11 protein-coding genes are annotated in these 15,557 nt (G+C 62.0%); 6 read left to right on the forward strand and 5 right to left on the reverse strand.

Annotated elements, in window-relative coordinates:
- Positions 1 to 18 precede the first annotated feature (18 nt).
- Positions 19 to 414, reverse strand: a complete 396-nt coding sequence (locus H2Z84_RS07045; protein ID WP_103524205.1) for a VOC family protein — start codon at positions 412 to 414, stop codon at positions 19 to 21.
- 56 nt (positions 415 to 470) lie between these two features.
- Positions 471 to 2,225 (reverse strand): AMP-dependent synthetase/ligase, encoded by a 1,755-nt coding sequence (locus H2Z84_RS07050; RefSeq protein ID WP_181835345.1) that lies wholly within the window; start codon positions 2,223 to 2,225, stop codon positions 471 to 473.
- A gap of 230 nt (positions 2,226 to 2,455) precedes the next feature.
- Here H2Z84_RS07050 and H2Z84_RS07055 point away from each other — a divergent pair, with 230 nt between their 5' ends.
- From H2Z84_RS07055 to H2Z84_RS07075, 5 genes are all read left to right on the forward strand, one after another.
- Positions 2,456 to 3,601, forward strand: a complete 1,146-nt coding sequence (locus H2Z84_RS07055; protein WP_181835346.1) for a trans-sulfuration enzyme family protein — start codon at positions 2,456 to 2,458, stop codon at positions 3,599 to 3,601.
- Between the two features lie 101 nt (positions 3,602 to 3,702).
- Positions 3,703 to 4,482 carry a ferredoxin--NADP reductase gene (locus H2Z84_RS07060; protein ID WP_181835347.1) on the forward strand — a complete coding sequence of 260 codons (780 nt, stop codon included), beginning with the start codon at positions 3,703 to 3,705 and terminating at the stop codon, positions 4,480 to 4,482.
- Positions 4,483 to 4,732: 250 nt separating this feature from the next.
- Positions 4,733 to 5,713, forward strand: a complete 981-nt coding sequence (locus tag H2Z84_RS07065; protein WP_103524208.1) for a helix-turn-helix domain-containing protein — start codon at positions 4,733 to 4,735, stop codon at positions 5,711 to 5,713.
- A gap of 213 nt (positions 5,714 to 5,926) precedes the next feature.
- Positions 5,927 to 7,171 carry an MFS transporter gene (locus H2Z84_RS07070; protein WP_181835348.1) on the forward strand — a complete coding sequence of 415 codons (1,245 nt, stop codon included), beginning with the start codon at positions 5,927 to 5,929 and terminating at the stop codon, positions 7,169 to 7,171.
- Positions 7,172 to 7,239: 68 nt separating this feature from the next.
- On the forward strand, positions 7,240 to 8,142 hold the full coding sequence (locus tag H2Z84_RS07075) for a SphA family protein (protein WP_181835349.1): 903 nt from the start codon (positions 7,240 to 7,242) through the stop codon (positions 8,140 to 8,142).
- Positions 8,143 to 8,210: 68 nt separating this feature from the next.
- On the opposite strand, the gene H2Z84_RS07080 is transcribed toward H2Z84_RS07075, so the two are convergent.
- Complete coding sequence (locus H2Z84_RS07080) at positions 8,211 to 9,794, reverse strand: GMC family oxidoreductase (RefSeq protein WP_181835350.1); 1,584 nt, start codon at positions 9,792 to 9,794, stop codon at positions 8,211 to 8,213.
- Between the two features lie 288 nt (positions 9,795 to 10,082).
- Here H2Z84_RS07080 and H2Z84_RS07085 point away from each other — a divergent pair, with 288 nt between their 5' ends.
- A complete protein-coding gene (locus H2Z84_RS07085) occupies positions 10,083 to 10,973 on the forward strand; it encodes a GGDEF domain-containing protein (protein ID WP_181835351.1) in 891 nt (296 codons plus the stop codon).
- Between the two features lie 182 nt (positions 10,974 to 11,155).
- Here the strand turns inward: H2Z84_RS07085 and H2Z84_RS07090 are convergent, their stop codons facing one another.
- Entirely contained in the window at positions 11,156 to 13,411 is a 2,256-nt protein-coding gene (locus tag H2Z84_RS07090; protein ID WP_181835352.1) for an arginine/lysine/ornithine decarboxylase, read from the reverse strand.
- Between the two features lie 493 nt (positions 13,412 to 13,904).
- Positions 13,905 to 15,422 carry a phospholipase D-like domain-containing protein gene (locus H2Z84_RS07095; RefSeq protein WP_181835353.1) on the reverse strand — a complete coding sequence of 506 codons (1,518 nt, stop codon included), beginning with the start codon at positions 15,420 to 15,422 and terminating at the stop codon, positions 13,905 to 13,907.
- Between the last annotated feature and the right edge of the window lie 135 nt (positions 15,423 to 15,557).

A 15,557-nucleotide genomic window follows, 5' to 3' on the forward strand; every position in this document is an offset into this window, starting at 1 on the left:
GCCAGTGCCGGCAGGGGGCTAGGACAGGTATTCGGAAATCTCGATCAGGTTGTGATCGGGGTCGCGTACATAGACCGAGTTGATCTTGCCGGTGGCACCGGTACGCAGCACCGGGCCTTCGATAATGGCAATCTGCCTGGCTTGTAGCTGCTGGATGACCTCGGCCAGCGGCAGCTCGGCGATAAAGCACAGGTCAAGCGCGCCAGGTGTGGGCAGCTGGGCCTTGGGTTCGAACTCCTTGCCCTGCACATGGATATTGATCTTTTGCCGGCCAAAGCGCAGCGCCAGCCTTTCCACCGGTGGCGTGCCGCCGATGAAGCGTTCCAGCGTCATGCCCAGCCCATCGCAATAAAAAGCGATGCACTCATCCAGGCGGGCGGTGGTCAGTACGATGTGGTCAATCGCGGCAATCATGAAAGCTCCTGCGTGTTGGGCGCCAGCCGGGGCCGGCGCGCTAGCAGGCGCTGGGCTCAGGCGTGGCGGTACATATTGTCGATCAGGGCGCGGCAGCGTTCGCTGATTACCTTGCGCCGCAGCTTGAGTGTGGGGGCTAGTTCGCCGGCGTCCACGCACCAGGGCTTGTCCAGCAGGGAAAACTTCTTGATGTGCTCCCAGCTGCCGAAGTGCCGGTTGAAGCGTTTCACTTCGCGCTCGATCAGCTCGACGATGCGCGGATGCAGGCGCATCTCGCTATTGGTAGTGTAAGTGATGCCATGTTCCTGGCACCACTCCTGCAGCCGCTCATACAGGGGCACGATCAGGGCTGCGGCGAATTTTTGCCCGTCGCCCACCACCATGATCTGGTCGATATAGGCGGATTCCTTCAGCTTGTTTTCCAGCAATTGCGGGGCGATGTATTTGCCGTTACTGGTCTTGAACATTTCCTTCTTGCGGTCGGTAATGCGCAGATAACCCTGCTCCAGTACGCCGATATCACCGGTATGCAGCCAGCCATCCTGTACGGTTGCGGCGGTGAGTGCCGGCTCCTTGTAATAGCCCACCATCACATTTGGCCCGCGCACCAGGATTTCACCATCATCAGCCAGTTTCAGCTCCACGCCCTTGAGCGGAATGCCGACGCTGCCAATGCGTACGTCTTTTGCGACAAAGGGATTGGCGCTGATCACCGGCGCGGTTTCGCTCATGCCATAGCCTTCGGCCACGGCAATGCCGCTGGCCCACAGCAGGCGCGCCAGCCGTGGCTGCAGTGCGGCCGAGCCGACATTCACCCAGCGCAGCTCGCCGCCCATGGCGGCACGCCACTTGCGGTAGACCAGCCGGTCGGCAAGCGCGTGTTGCAGCGCAGCCAGGCCGCGTGGCGCTTGATCCGGCTGATAGGCTTCGGCACGGCTAATCGCCCACAGGTAGAGGCGGCGGCGCCAGCCAGCCAGTTCCTTGGTTTTGCCCACCAGTTTTTCATGCACTTTTTCCAGCACGCGCGGTACTGCGCTGAAAGTATGCGGCCGTACTTCGCTCAGGCTGGTGGACAGGGTGTCGACGCTGGCAAAATACACAGCGGTACCGGTGAGCAGGTAATACAGCACGCCGGCGCGCTCGAAGATATGCGACAGCGGCAGGAAACTCAGCGCCCGGCATTGGCCTGGCGGCAAGCGGGTGTGCTCGGCGGTGGCGATGACGGTGCTGACCACATTGCGGTGCGACAACATCACACCCTTGGCGCGACCGGTGGTGCCCGAGGTATAGATGATGGTGAACACGTCGTCGGCCTGGATGCTGCTGCGTAGCGCAGCCAGCTGGCGCAGGTCGCCATGGCGGCCGGCCTCGCGCAGCTCGGTCCAGCATGGCAGCCCGGTCAGCGGGTTCAGCGCGTACAGCGGGCAGCTGCGTCCATCCAGCGCCTGCGCCAGCTTCTTGTACAAGGCAGCGCTGCCGACGAAGGCCAGCTTGACCTCGGCATGAGCCAGGATATAGCGTGCATCATCCAGCGTGCAGGTGGGGTAGAGCGGTACACTGATGGCCCCGATTTGTTGCAGGGCGAGATCGACAATGGTCCAGGCCGGGCAGTTGTCGGCGGCGATGGCTACTTTGTCACCGCGTACCATGCCCAGTTGCAGCAGGCCCAGGCTGACGGCATTGACCGCCTCCATCACGTCGGCGCTGCTGAGCGACTGCCATTGCTGGCCGGTTTTGGCAGACAGGCAATCTGCGCGCGGCAGGGTTTCCAGTTGGTGAAAGAGAATGTCAAAAGCGCGTTCTAGCTTCATTCGTACAGCCGTTTGAATCTGAAACGGCGAAAAATAGCCCCAATCGCTGACGCTGTAAAGAAAATTGCGGCTGATTATTGGGAATAATCAAGAAAATGCCGGCAAGCTGCCGGGTTTTGCAGTGATCGTGCTTTTATTCATGCCAGCGGTATGGTCTGCCCATGCGGGCCATTCCAGCCGTTGGCGGCGGGCTGCCGCAACATGCAGCAGCGAAAAATCAGGAATACATCATGAAATTTGCCACCAAAACCATCCACTCCGGTCATGACAGCAGCCAGCACAGCCGCGCGGTGATGCCGCCGATCTACCAGACTTCGGTGTTCGAGTTTGCCGAAATCGGCGAGCAACTGCCCTTTGCCTATGCCCGCACCGGCACCCCCACCCGCGCCGCGCTGGAAAGCTGCCTGGCCAGCCTGGAAAACGCCCAGCATGGCCTGGCTTTTGCCAGCGGTATGGCGGCCATCGACGCCGTGCTGCGTGCCACGCTTAAGCCGGGCGATGAAGTCATTGCCGTGGCCGACCTGTACGGCGGCGCCTACCGCCTGTTGACCAAGGTGATGGAGCCGGCCGGCATCACCGTGACCTTTGCCGACCTCACCGACACCGCCAATCTGGCTGCCATCATCAGCCCACGCACCAAGCTGCTGTGGCTGGAATCGCCCACCAACCCCTTGCTGAATCTGGTGGACATCAGCGCGCTGTCGGCGATTGCCCACCAGCATGGCACCAAGGTGGCGGTGGACAGCACCTTCGCCACGCCTTATCTGCAAAACCCGCTGGATCTGGGGGCTGATATCGTGGTGCATTCCGCCACCAAATACCTGGGTGGCCACTCCGACGTGCTGCTAGGGCTGGTGGCGGTCAATGACCAGCAGCTGTTTACCGACATCAAGTTCATCCAGAACTCGGCCGGTGGCGTGCCAGGGCCGCAGGATTGCTTCCTCACCCTGCGCGGCATCAAGACCCTGCACCTGCGCATGGATCGCCACTGCGACAATGCCGAGCAAGTGGCGGCCTTTTTGCAGGGCCACCCCAAGGTGGAAAAGGTGTTCTTCCCCGGCTTTGCCGACCATCCCGGCCATGAAATTGCCAAGCAGCAGATGCGCCGTTTTGGCGGCATCATCACCATCTGGCTGAAAGAAGACAGCCGCGCCGAAGCCAGCCGCGTCGCCAGCAAGCTGCAGCTGTTTGCCCTGGCCGAGTCACTGGGTGGGGTGGAGTCGCTGGTCAATCACAGCTACACCATGTCGCATGGCGGCATGCCGCCGGAACAGAAGGCCGCGCTGGGTATTCGCGAAGGTGGGCTGCGCCTGTCCATCGGCGTGGAAGACATCGAAGACATCCTGGCGGATCTGGCCCAGGCGCTGGCTGACTGATGTGGTGGTGGGTAGCGGGCCGGATGCGGCTTGCTGCCCTTGGCTTGCCGCAGGCGGCCTGTTGCGCTAAATTACCTGAGTAAATTAATCAGGTATTCGCCATGGCCGCACCCGCAGAAGAAAAATTCACCCGCCAGACCATTCTTTCGCTGACCCGCTGGAGCGACAAGCTGCTCAGCTTCCGCCTGAGCCGCCCTGAATCCTGGCGCTTTGTTCCTGGCCAGTTTGCCCGGCTGGGTTTGCCACTGGAAAACGGCGGCATGGTGTGGCGTGCCTATTCCATGTGCTCGGCCAACTGGGACGAGTATCTGGAGTTCTTTTCCATCGTGGTGCCGGACGGCCTGTTTACCTCGCGCCTGACGCACTTGCAGCTGGGGGACGAGGTACTGCTGGACAACAAGGCCAATGGCTTTTTCACGGTGGACCGCCTGCCGGACGGGGAGGACCTGTGGCTGCTGGCCACCGGTACTGGCCTGGCCCCCTATCTATCCATCCTGCAGCAGCCCGAGCTATGGCAGCGCTTTGCCCATATCGTGCTGGTGCATTGTGTGCGCGAGGTGAGCGAACTGGCCTATCGCGAGGAAATTGCCGCCTTGTGCCAGCACCCCTTGTGGGCGGAGTGGGGTGAGCGCCTGCAGTATCTGCCGGTGGTGACGCGGGCGGCTGAGCCGGGCATGTTGCAGCAGCGTATTCCGGCCTTGCTGGCCAGTGGCGAACTGGCTGTGGCCGCCGGCCTGCCGCTGACCGTGGAGCGCTCCCGCTTCATGATCTGTGGTAATCCGGCCATGGTGGAGGACACCCACCGCCAGCTGATGAAAATGGGCTTCCGCCTGAGCCGGCTGAGCGCTCCGGGCCATCTGGTGCTGGAGAATGGCTGGTAAGCATGGGGCTGGCTAATGGCCGGTCTTGACTTTGCTTAACATATTAATAATATGGAGCAAGGTCAGGCCCGGGCTACTTCCGCGTCTGGCAAGGCCGAGCGGTGATGACACCGCCGGCTGTACGGCCCCGCGCAAGAGGGCCACCCGGAGGAGAAACCATGCACACCATTACCCACCGCGCCGGTCGGCCTGCGTGGCCGCCTGCCATGTGTCGTCCCGTATCTTGCCTGCCGTCAGCCGGGAGCCGCCGATGACCGCCCGCGTGCTGGCGGATGTCAGCATTTCCACCCGTGCAGTCAGCCGCAGTGAACGGGTAGATTTCTGGCGCGAACAAGTAGGACAGCTGCTGATCGATGTGGAGTGCCAGCGCCCGCCAGAGCAGGAGCTGGACGCCAGCCTGCGCTATCAGGACTTCGGCCTGTTCCGCATGGCCACCATCCAGGCCAATGCCCATGCCGTGGCTCGCAGCGGCCACAGCATCCGCCATGATGGTCGCGACAGCATCTTTGCCTGCCTGATGCTGCAGGGGCGTGGTTTCAGCCATCAGGGCGTGGACTGCGCGCTGCATGTGCCGGGTGATGTGGTGCTGTATGACACCGCCCAGCCTTATGGCCATGGTTTTCCCGACCAGATGGAGATGGCGGTGCTGGATATTCCGCGCCAGCTGTTCGAGCAGCAGGTGGGTGGCTGGCAGGGGAAGGGGCTGGTCAAGATCGACCACAGTGTCGGTATTGCCGGCTGGGGGCCGCAGGCGGTGCGCCAGCTGCTGGCCGAAGGCGTGCAGGCACAGCTTGCCGCGCGCGAGCATCAGGCCAGCCAGTTGCTGGAATGGCTGCATTCCTTGTGGGCCGTGCAGTGCGGCCAGGCGCAGGCCGGCAAGTCGACCCTGTGCAGTCTGTGGCGTGCCAAGGCCTATATCGAGCAGCACCTGACCGAAGACGAGCTGGACGGCGAACGCATCAGCCGTGCGCTGGGGCTGTCTGCCCGCCAGTTGGCGCGCATTTTCGAGCAGGAAGGCCTGTCGGTCAGCCGCTATCTGTGGGGGAGGCGGCTTGAGCGTTGCCGTATCGATCTGCAAGATCCGGCGCTGCGCCACCTGTCAGTGAGCGAGCTGGCTTTCCGCTGGGGCTTCAATCACATCGCCCATTTCTGCCGCAGCTACAAACAGCGTTTTGGCGAAACGCCCAGCCATACCCGCCTGCAAGGTCGCAGCCAGTCAGCCCCGCGCTAGGCTGCGCACCGGCAGCCGCCGGTTAACACCATGTCCGCTGCGGATAACAGCGGCGTCCGGCTCAGGCAAGGATGGCGCCGGGGCAGTGGCTACAGTGTCCTCACGGTCGCAACAGGCCGTCGTGTTCATCACAATAAAGAGGAGACTTTGTCATGCCATTTGCCATTTTGCTGGCCCGTATCCGCCAGCCTGTCTGCCGGGGAGGGCGCCAGCATGCGACTTTCCTATGAAAACAAGTTGCTGGGCATCCTGGCGCTCAGCTTCGGTTTCGTGTTTTTCGACCGGCTGGCGCTATCCTTCCTGTTCCCCTTCATCGCCGCCGAACTGCAGCTGGACAATGCCCAGTTGGGCATGCTGGCTTCGGCCCTGGCGCTGACCTGGTCCTTGTCCGGCGTCGGTCTGGGGGCTTTGTCCGACCGTCTGCAGGCGCGCAAGCCCATGCTGTTGCTGGCGGTACTGGCATTTTCGCTGTTCTCCGCCGCCTCCGGGCTGGTCGGTGGTTTTGTCAGCCTGTTGTTGTTCCGTGCGCTGATGGGCGTGGCAGAGGGGCCAGTGTTGCCGATTGCCCAGTCCATGCTGGCCGAAGCGTCCACCCCGGCGCGGCGTGGTTTCAATATGGGCATCGTCAATGGTTCGGCCCCTGGCTTGCTGGGCGCGGTGATCGGCCCGCCGCTGCTGATCGCCCTGGCCACGGCCTATGGCTGGCGCACGGCGTTTTACCTGTCCTGCATCCCCGGCCTGCTGATTGCCTGGCTGATCTGGCGTCATGTCTGCGAGCGGGCACCGCATGTATCGTCCGCCACCTTGTCAGTACGGCATGGCCTGCCGGCGCGCGGCATGCTGCAGCTCCTGCGGCATCGCAATATCCTGTTGTGCGTGCTGATTGCCTGCAGCTATATCACCTGGTTCATCATCCTGATTTCCTTTACCCCCACTTTTCTGGTGCAGGTAAAGGGGCTGACACCGGCCCGCATGGGCGCGGTGATGAGCAGCCTGGGCCTGGCCTGGGTGGTGTGGGGGGCGCTGGTGCCGGCCATCTCCGACCGTATCGGCCGCAAGCCTGCCATGGTGGTGTTTTCGCTGATTGCCGCCTGCTGCCCGCTGGTGCTGTTACAGGTAAACGACTTCAGCACCCTGCTGCTGCTGGTGTTTCTCAGCTATACCGGCCTGGGCTGTTTCACCCTGTTCATGGCCACCATACCCGCCGAAACGGTGTCACCCACGGTCATCGCCACCGCACTGGGCATGATCATGGGCGTGGGCGAACTGGTGGGGGGCTTTGTCGCCCCCACGGCAGCCGGCATGGCTGCCGACCGCTACGGCCTGCCCGTGGTGATGTGGATTGCCATGGTAGCAGCGCTGTTGCCGGCCTTGCTGTCGCTGGGCCTGCGCGAGACTGCGCCGCGCCGCATGGCGTCTGCAGCCACCCTGTGTCACGGCGATACCGCAACCCGCTAAACCCTGCTTTGCCTTCCCATTTCGCCGGGCAGGGCAGGCCCCTGCCGCGGTCATCGAGGTCCATCATCATGCGAATCAAACAATCCATGCCCTTGCTGGCAGCTAGCCTGCTGGCTGGCGTAATGCTGTCCTCCGCTGCACAGGCCACCCAGTCTGGCGCCGATACCATCGGCGTCGGGGCCGAGGGCTTTCTGGCCGGAGCCTTGCCGCCGGCCGGCTGGTATGGCGTGTTCTACTACAACCACTATCACGCCAGCCAGTTCAATAATGGCGCGGGTGAGTCTTCGGTGCCGGGCTTCGGCCTGACTGCCGATGTCGTGGTACCCCGGCTGCTGTATATGTCGGATAGCCAGCTATGGGGTGGGCGGCTGGGTGGCTTTGTACTCACCGCCCTGCCCACACTCAGTCTGGATGCCGGTGGGCAACATGCCAGCCGTAGCGGGCTGGGTGACAGTGTGGTGGGGCCGCTACTGGCCTGGGGGGATGAGGGGCCATTGCACAGCGTGCTGGCACTGGATATCTCGCTGCCTACCGGTAGCTACGACCAGCACAGCATGCTCAACCTGGGTAATAACTATTACTCCCTGCGCCCGGTGCTGGCCTTGTCCTGGCTTCCGGCCAGCGGCTGGGAGGCTTCGGCCAAGGTCACTTACACCTTCAACAGCAAGAACCGTACAACTGACTACCAGTCCGGCCAGCTGTTCCACTTTGACTATGCACTCAGCTATGCCGTCAACCAGGACTGGCGGCTGGGCGTGAACGGCTATTTCGTCAAGCAGACCACCGACGATACCCAGCATGGCCAGGCGGTGAATGGCGATGGTTTCCGTGGCCAGGCCTTTGCCATCGGCCCGGCCGCGCGGGTGCAATTGGGCAAGGCGGGGCTGGAAGTGCGGTTGCTGAAGGAGTTTGCCGTGCGTAATCGGCCCGAGGGTAGTTCGCTGTGGGCCAAGCTGGTGCTGCCCTTCTGATTGTTTCAGCTTAACCAGCAAAAGCCCGTTGCCTTGCGGCAGCGGGCTTTTCGCTTGGGGGCCGGGGGTCAGGCTTGCAGGATGAAGTCGGCGCAGCGCTCGGCAATCATGATGACCGGCGCATTGGTATTGCCGGAAATGATGCTGGGCATGATGGAGGCGTCGCAGATGCGCAGCCCTTCCACGCCATTGACCTGCAGCCGCGGGTTGACCACGGCAGCGGCATCGCTGCCCATGCGGCAAGTGCCTACCGGGTGGTAGACGGTCTTGGCATGGCTGCGGATGTGTTCGATCAGCAGTGCATCGCTGGCCTGTGTGGCGGGGGAGGGCAGCAGCTCCTCGCAGATGACCTGCTGTAGCGAAGCTGCCCGCAGAATGCGCCGTGCCAGCTTGACCCCGCGCAGCAGGCCGGCCACATCATCTTCATGGCTGAGTGCGCCGCTGACAAAGCGCAGTGGGGCACGGACATCGGCACTGGCCAGGCTGACCGAGCCGCGTGATTTCGGCCGTAGCAGGCAGGGGTTGATCGAGATGCCGTGGCCGGGCAGTGGCTCACGTTCCACATCGCCCACCAGCACCGGCAGCACGTGAAACTGGATATCCGGCCGGCTGCCGCCGTCGGTGCAGGCAAAGCCGCCGCTTTCCACCACATTGGAGGTGAGCAACCCGCTGCGCAGCAGTTGCCACTGCAAGCCGTTGCGCAAGGCCTTGAAGCCGCGATCCTGCCCCAGCAGGCTGATCGGCTCGCGGCAGCGGCCATACACCGATACCTCCAGATGATCCTGATAATTCTGGCCGACCTCCGGCGCATCATGCAGCACTTCAATGCCCTGTTCGCGCAGCTGTGCCGCCGGGCCAACACCGGATAGCAGCAGGATCTTGGGCGTGGATAGCGCGCCGGCACACAGAATGACTTCGGCCCCGGCGTGGGCCTGGTGGTGCTGGCCATCGGTCGTACGCCAGGCTACGCCAACGGCGCGGCGGCCCTGCCACAGCAGCTTTTCCACATAGCAGCCGGTACGCACCTGCAAATTGTCGCGTTGTCTTACCGCTGCCAGATAGGTGGCCGCGGTGCTGCCGCGCTGGCCATTGAAAGTGGTGGTATGAAAAAAGCCGCTGCCTTGCTGCACGGGGCCGTTGAAATCATCGTTATAAGGCAGGCCGCACTCTTGTGCCGCTTTGACGAAGGCCAGGCTCAGCGGGTGGCGATAGCGGGTATCGCTGACCCGTAGCGGCCCCTCGGTGCCGTGGTAGGGGCCGGACAAGCGCATATGGTTTTCGGCTTTCTTGAATGCCGGCAACACCTGTTCCCAGCCCCAGCCGGTGCAGCCCTGGGCCGCCCAGTCGTCGTAGTCGGCGGCGGTGCCACGGATATACACCATGGCGTTGATCGAGCTGCCGCCGCCCAGGGTGCGGCCCTGCGGCACATGCATGCGGCGACCGGCAGCACTGGCCTGTGGTTCGCTGTGGTAGATGACGCTGCGCTCGCTGCCGATGACCTTGATGAAGGTGGCCGGCATGTGGATGAAGGGGCTGTTGTCGGGCGGGCCATCCTCCAGCAGCAGCACCCGCTTGCCGGCTTCGACCAGCCGGCAGGTGATGGTGCAGCCAGCCGAGCCGCCACCCACCACGATATAGTCATAATGTTGCATTGCCTTCTCCTTGTTCTCCTGCGCCCGTACCGGGCGGGACTTCAGCTTACGGGCTGGGGGAAAGGCAAGTTGACTGCCATGGCCATGGCTTTTGACTGGCCCTGCCAGCGCTCAGCAAAATGCAAGAGCGTGCGGCAAAATCATTAGCTGTATTAAGAATTGGCAACTATCTTTAAACAGAATGTCGGCATTGCCGAGCGGTACGCCAGTGTGAAGGTGAGAGCACGCTGTCGGCCCATAACAAAGTATGCGGGAAACCAGGGGATGCCCTTACAAGAAGAAAATGCCATGGCCAGCAAGCTGCAGGCGGCGCTGCATGATTCGCCCGTGCTGTTGGCGCTGTTTGATCGCCATGACCGGTTGCGCTACGCCAATGCGGCGTTTTGTCAGGCTTATGATGTGGCGCCGGATGAAACGCTCAGTTGGTCCGAACTGATGCGGCGCAATTACCAGCGCTGCATCGGCGCGCTGATTTATACCCATGATTTTGAAGCCTGGCTGGTGTCGGCCCGTTCACGCCGTGGCAAACAGCCTTATCGAGCCTTCGAGGCTGACCTGACCGATGGCCGCTGGATCTGGATGACCGAGGCGATGCAGCCGGATGGCAGCATGGTGTGTGTGGCCACCGATATGAGCGAACTGAAAGTGTCAGAGCGCGAGTTGCGCCAGGCGCGCGATATGGCACAGCGTGCGGCGCAGACCGATCCGCTGACCAGCATCAGCAATCGTTCCTGCATCATGCGGCTGTTTGAGCAATTGCTGGGTCGGGCCGAGGTCACCGGCATGCCGCTGGCGGTGGCGATTATCGATCTCGATCATTTCAAGCAGATCAACGACCGCCTGGGTCATCCGGCAGGCGACTGCGTCATCATCGACTTTGTGCAGCGCATCCAGCCGATGTTGCGGCCGCACGACGGTTTTGGCCGGCTGGGCGGCGAGGAGTTTCTGTTGCTGTTGCCTGGCTACAGCCAGTCGGAGGCCGAGCTGTCCTTGCGCGCCATGCTGGCATCGGTGGAGGCGTCGCGGCCGCTGGCCGAGCAGCCGGGCTTTGGCTATACCTGCTCGGCTGGATTCACCATGTGGCTACCGGGCGATGACCTGGCCCAGGTGTATGCGCGTGCCGATATCGCGCTGTATCAGGCCAAGGCGACCGGGCGCAATACCTTGTGCCGCCATTAGGCGTCGCTAACAACCTAGCTGGTGCGGCGTGGTGCCGCCTAGCCGTACCCTTGTACTGCCTGCGTCGGCTCGCCCCAGAGACGCTACGTTATTCTGTTGGCCGCCTTAAGCGGCGTCAGGCTGCTGCAAAGAAAAAGCCGCAGGACAGTGCCTGCGGCTTTGGCATGGAGCAGTGACTGTGCTTATTTGACGCAGTCCACGCAGTAGACCTTGCGGCCTTCCACTTCGGTAGCCACCAGACCGTGCACGTCGGTTTCGAAGCCCGGCAGTTCACGGTTGAAAGCTTGGGCAAAGCGCAGGTAGTCAACAATGGTCTTGTTGAAACGCTCGCCCGGAATCAGCAGCGGAATGCCAGGCGGATACGGGGTCAGCAGCACGGCGGTGACGCGGCCTTCCAGTTGGTCTACCGGCACGCGTTCGATCTCGCGGTGGGCCATCTTGGCGAAAGCATCGGACGGACGCATGGCCGGCTCCATCTCGGACAGATAGATCTCGGTGGTCAGGCGGGCGATGTCGTGCTTGGTGTACAGCGCATGGATGCGCTGGCACAGGTCCTGCAGACCCACGCGTTCGTACTGCGGGTAGCGGGCGACAAAGTCCGGCATGGCGCGCCACAGCGGCTGGTTCTTGTCGAAATCGTCCTTGAACTGCTGCAGCAGCGAAATCAGCGTGTTCCAGCGGCCCTTGGTGATGCCGATGGTGAACATGATGAAGAAGCTGTACAGGCCGGTTTTTTCCACTACCACGCCGTGTTCGGTCAGGTATTTGGTGACGATGGCGGCCGGAATGCCCATCTCTTCGAAGCTGCCGTCCACATCCAGGCCCGGCGTCAGCACGGTGGCCTTGATCGGGTCCAGCAGGTTGAAGCCTTCTTCGATGCCGGCAAAACCATGCCAGTGCGCGCCGGGTTTCAGTTCCCAGTCCACCGGGTCGCAGATGCCGTCGTCAGACAGCTCGTCCGGGCCCCACACGCTGAACCACCAGTCGTTGCCGTATTCCACGTCCACCTTGCGCATGGCGCGGCGGAAATCCAGCGCTTCCACCAGCGATTCTTCCACCAGTGCCTGGCCGCCCGGCTGCTCCATCATGGCGGCAGCCACATCGCAGCTGGCAATAATCGAGTATTGCGGGCTGGTGGAGGTGTGCATCAGATAAGCCTCGTTGAACCAGGCGGTATCCAGCTGACGGTTTTGCGGGTCCTGCACCAGGATCTGCGAAGCCTGGCTGATGCCGGCCAGCAGCTTGTGGGTGGACTGGGTGGAGAAGATCAGGCTGTCCTTGCAACGCGGACGGCCTTCGCCAATGGCGTGGAAATCGCCATAGAAGTCGTGGAAGCTGGCATGCGGCAGCCAGGCTTCGTCAAAGTGCAGGGTGTCCACTTCGCCATCCAGAATGCCCTTGATCTCTTCCACGTTGTACAGGATGCCATCGTAGGTGGACTGGGTGATGGTAAGGATGCGCGGCTTGAGTTTGGGGTTCTTTTCCAGCGCTTCGCGGGCAAAGGGGTTGGCCAGAATCTTCTTCTTGATGTTTTCCAGCTGGAATTCCGACTTGGGAATCGGGCCGATGATGCCGTAGTGGTTGCGCGTGGGCATCAGGAATACCGGAATGGCACCGGTCATCATGATGGCGTGCAGGTTGGACTTGTGGCAGTTGCGGTCCACCAGCACGATGTCGCCGGCGGCCACGCAGCTATGCCAGACGATCTTGTTGGAGGTCGAGGTGCCGTTGGTGACAAAGAACAGGTGATCGGCATTGAAGATGCGTGCGGCATTGCGTTCCGAGGCAGCAATCGGGCCGGTGTGGTCCAGCAGCTGGCCCAGCTCATCCACCGCATTGCACACGTCGGCGCGCAGCATGTTTTCGCCAAAGAACTGGTGGAACATCTGGCCCACCGGGCTCTTCAGGAAGGCCACGCCACCGGAGTGGCCGGGGCAGTGCCAGGAATAGGAGCCATCGTGGGCGTAGTCCACCAGCGCGCGGAAAAACGGCGGGGCCAGGCTGTCCAGATAGCTCTTGGATTCGCGGATGATGTGGCGCGCCACGAATTCCGGCGTGTCTTCGTGCATATGGATGAAGCCATGCAGCTCGCGCAGGATGTCGTTGGGAATATGGCGCGCGGTACGGGTTTCGCCATACAGGTACACCGGAATGTCCGGGTTGCGGCGGCGGATTTCTGCTACGAAGCTGTACAGCTGTCCCAGGGCGTTTTCCGAGGCGTCGTCGGTCTGGAATTCTTCGTCGTCGATGGACAGGATGAAACCGGCTGCCCGGCTTTGCTGTTGGGCAAAGGAGGTGAGGTCACCATAGCTGGTGTAACCGATCACGCTCATGCCTTCGGCCTCCATGGCTGCTGCCAGTTCGCGGATGCCGGAGCCGCTGGTGTTTTCCGAGCGGAAGTCCTCGTCGATGATGACGATGGGAAAGTGAAAACGCATACCTGAGTCCTTGTCGGTCAAAACTCGGACACCACAGCCGGGGATGGCCGTTCAGGAAGGCAGCCTTTGCTAGGGCAAAGACAATACCGTGCACCTGTAACGCCTGTCGGCCCGCAGCTTGCTGCAGTGTCACTCGGTGCGCGTTGGGGCGCAGTCGCCGGGTTGGCGAGGCTGGCCTTGAGGCGCGTAAAAACGGGGCGCTTTGCGCCGCGGTGCGCACGGAAGTCCGGGGTGAGTCCTGCAGGCTGACGTGGAGTGGCCGCAGATCCCCGGCTTCCTTAGGGAGCACGTTTAGCGTGCGTCCTTCACGTCGGCCGGCTTGGAGAACATCCCAAGAAAGCGCGCATTGTAGACCTTTTACCGCCCTTGTGTTGCAAGGCAATATCAGAGGGTGAAAATATTCTGCAGGTTTGATCAAATATTCAGCGCAAAGCCTTGCCGGACAAGGCTTTGCGCTGAATTTTCAGCAGTTAAAGGTTTGTTTTAAGGCACATTAGCCAGCCGGCGGGGCTGGTGGTTTGAGATTATTTTTTGTCGCGGCCAACTGTTGTTTTTTTTCATTGCGGCGGCGGTACAGCCCCAACGCCTTCAGCACAATGGCGCCACCGCTGACTAGGAGCAGGAAGGCCAGCGGCCCGGCCACCAGCCAGGGAAATAGCACTACCAGCAGCGCCAGCGCCAGCAAGGCGAGGCCAATGGTCAGAAAAGCAGCGGCCTCGCTGGTATCAATGCTGCGGGTACCGCGCACTACCGCACCCAGCGCATCACCAATCCGCGCCGCCTGGCGTGCGGCGGCACTGGCACTGCTGCGGGCAGCATGACTGGCTGCCGGAAACAGGAAGGAGGGCGACTGGCGCTGGCGTGGGTGGGTGAGGACCGGTGTACGCTTGTGGCCGCTGAGTACCACTTCGGTTGACTGCTGCAGATCCTGCAGAAAGCGCGCGGCCAGTTCGCCGGCTACCGTTTCGTCTTCGATGGCGACGTCGATTTCCCGGTTGGCCAGCCAACTGGAGATATTCAGATTGGTGGAGCCGATACGGGCCCAGCGGCTATCCGCCACTGCCGTCTTGGCGTGAATCATCGAGCCGTTCCACTCGAATACCCGCACGCCGGATTCCAGCAGCGGCCGGTACATGGTGCGCGAGACAGTGGCGATCCAGCGGATGTCACTGGAGCGTGGCACCAGAAGGCGTACATCCACGCCATCCAGTGCTGCCTGCTTGAGTGCCGACAGATAAGTACTGGTGCCCATGAAGTAGGCATCAGTCAGCCACAGCGTACGGCGGGCAAAGCTGGCAATCAGCATGTCCAGCCGCATCATGTGGGCGGTGGACGGGGTGGTGGCAATCAGCCGGGCGGCAATCGTACCGGCCTCTGGCTGCGGGCCGGGTGGCTGTTGCCAGGTGTCGGCCAACGCCGTGCCGCAGCTGGCCCAGCTGTCGGCAAACGCGGCCAGCGCCTCGGCCACCAGCGGGCCGCGCAGGGCCAGCCCGGTATCGCGCCAGGGAGCGATGCCCGCATCTGGCTGGCCTTCCCAGCTGGAGCTGATGCACAGCCCGGAAATAAAAGCTGTCTGGCGATCTACCACGATCAGCTTGCGATGATTGCGCCCCAGCAGGGTCAGCCCGCCGGTGAGCGTGGGGGGATTATAGGCGCGGACTTCGGCACCGGCAGCGAGCAGTGGCCGGAAAAATCCGCCCAGGCTGGGTTTCCAGCAGCCCATCCAGTCATAGAGCAGACATACCTTGATGCCTGCCGCAGCCTTGTCCATCAGCAGCTGGCGTATCTCGCGACCAAAGTGGTCGTTGGCCACGATGTACATTTCAATGAATACCGAATCTTCCGCAGCGGCAATCGCCTGTTTCCAGGCCGGAAAGTTATCGCTGCTGTCATACAGCAGCTGCACACTATTGCCGGCAATCAGTGGCGCACCAGCCGAACGTGCGAAGGCTTGGTCGGCCAGCTTGCGGACGAAATCCTGTGTTGCCGGTGTAGTGGCATCGCTACGCATATCGCCTCGTGAATGTTGTCAGACAATATTCAAAACAAGCTATTTTTTCTGGTTTTGGATAAAGGCTGCGCACGACAAGGAAAGTCGTAAATATGAATATGGGCGTCACAAAAATGGAAGAAAAATATGCCAGTT

Origin of the sequence: Aquitalea aquatica (assembly GCF_013911085.1) — a bacterium.
In the GTDB taxonomy this organism is placed as follows: Bacteria; Pseudomonadota; Gammaproteobacteria; order Burkholderiales; family Chromobacteriaceae; genus Aquitalea; species Aquitalea aquatica.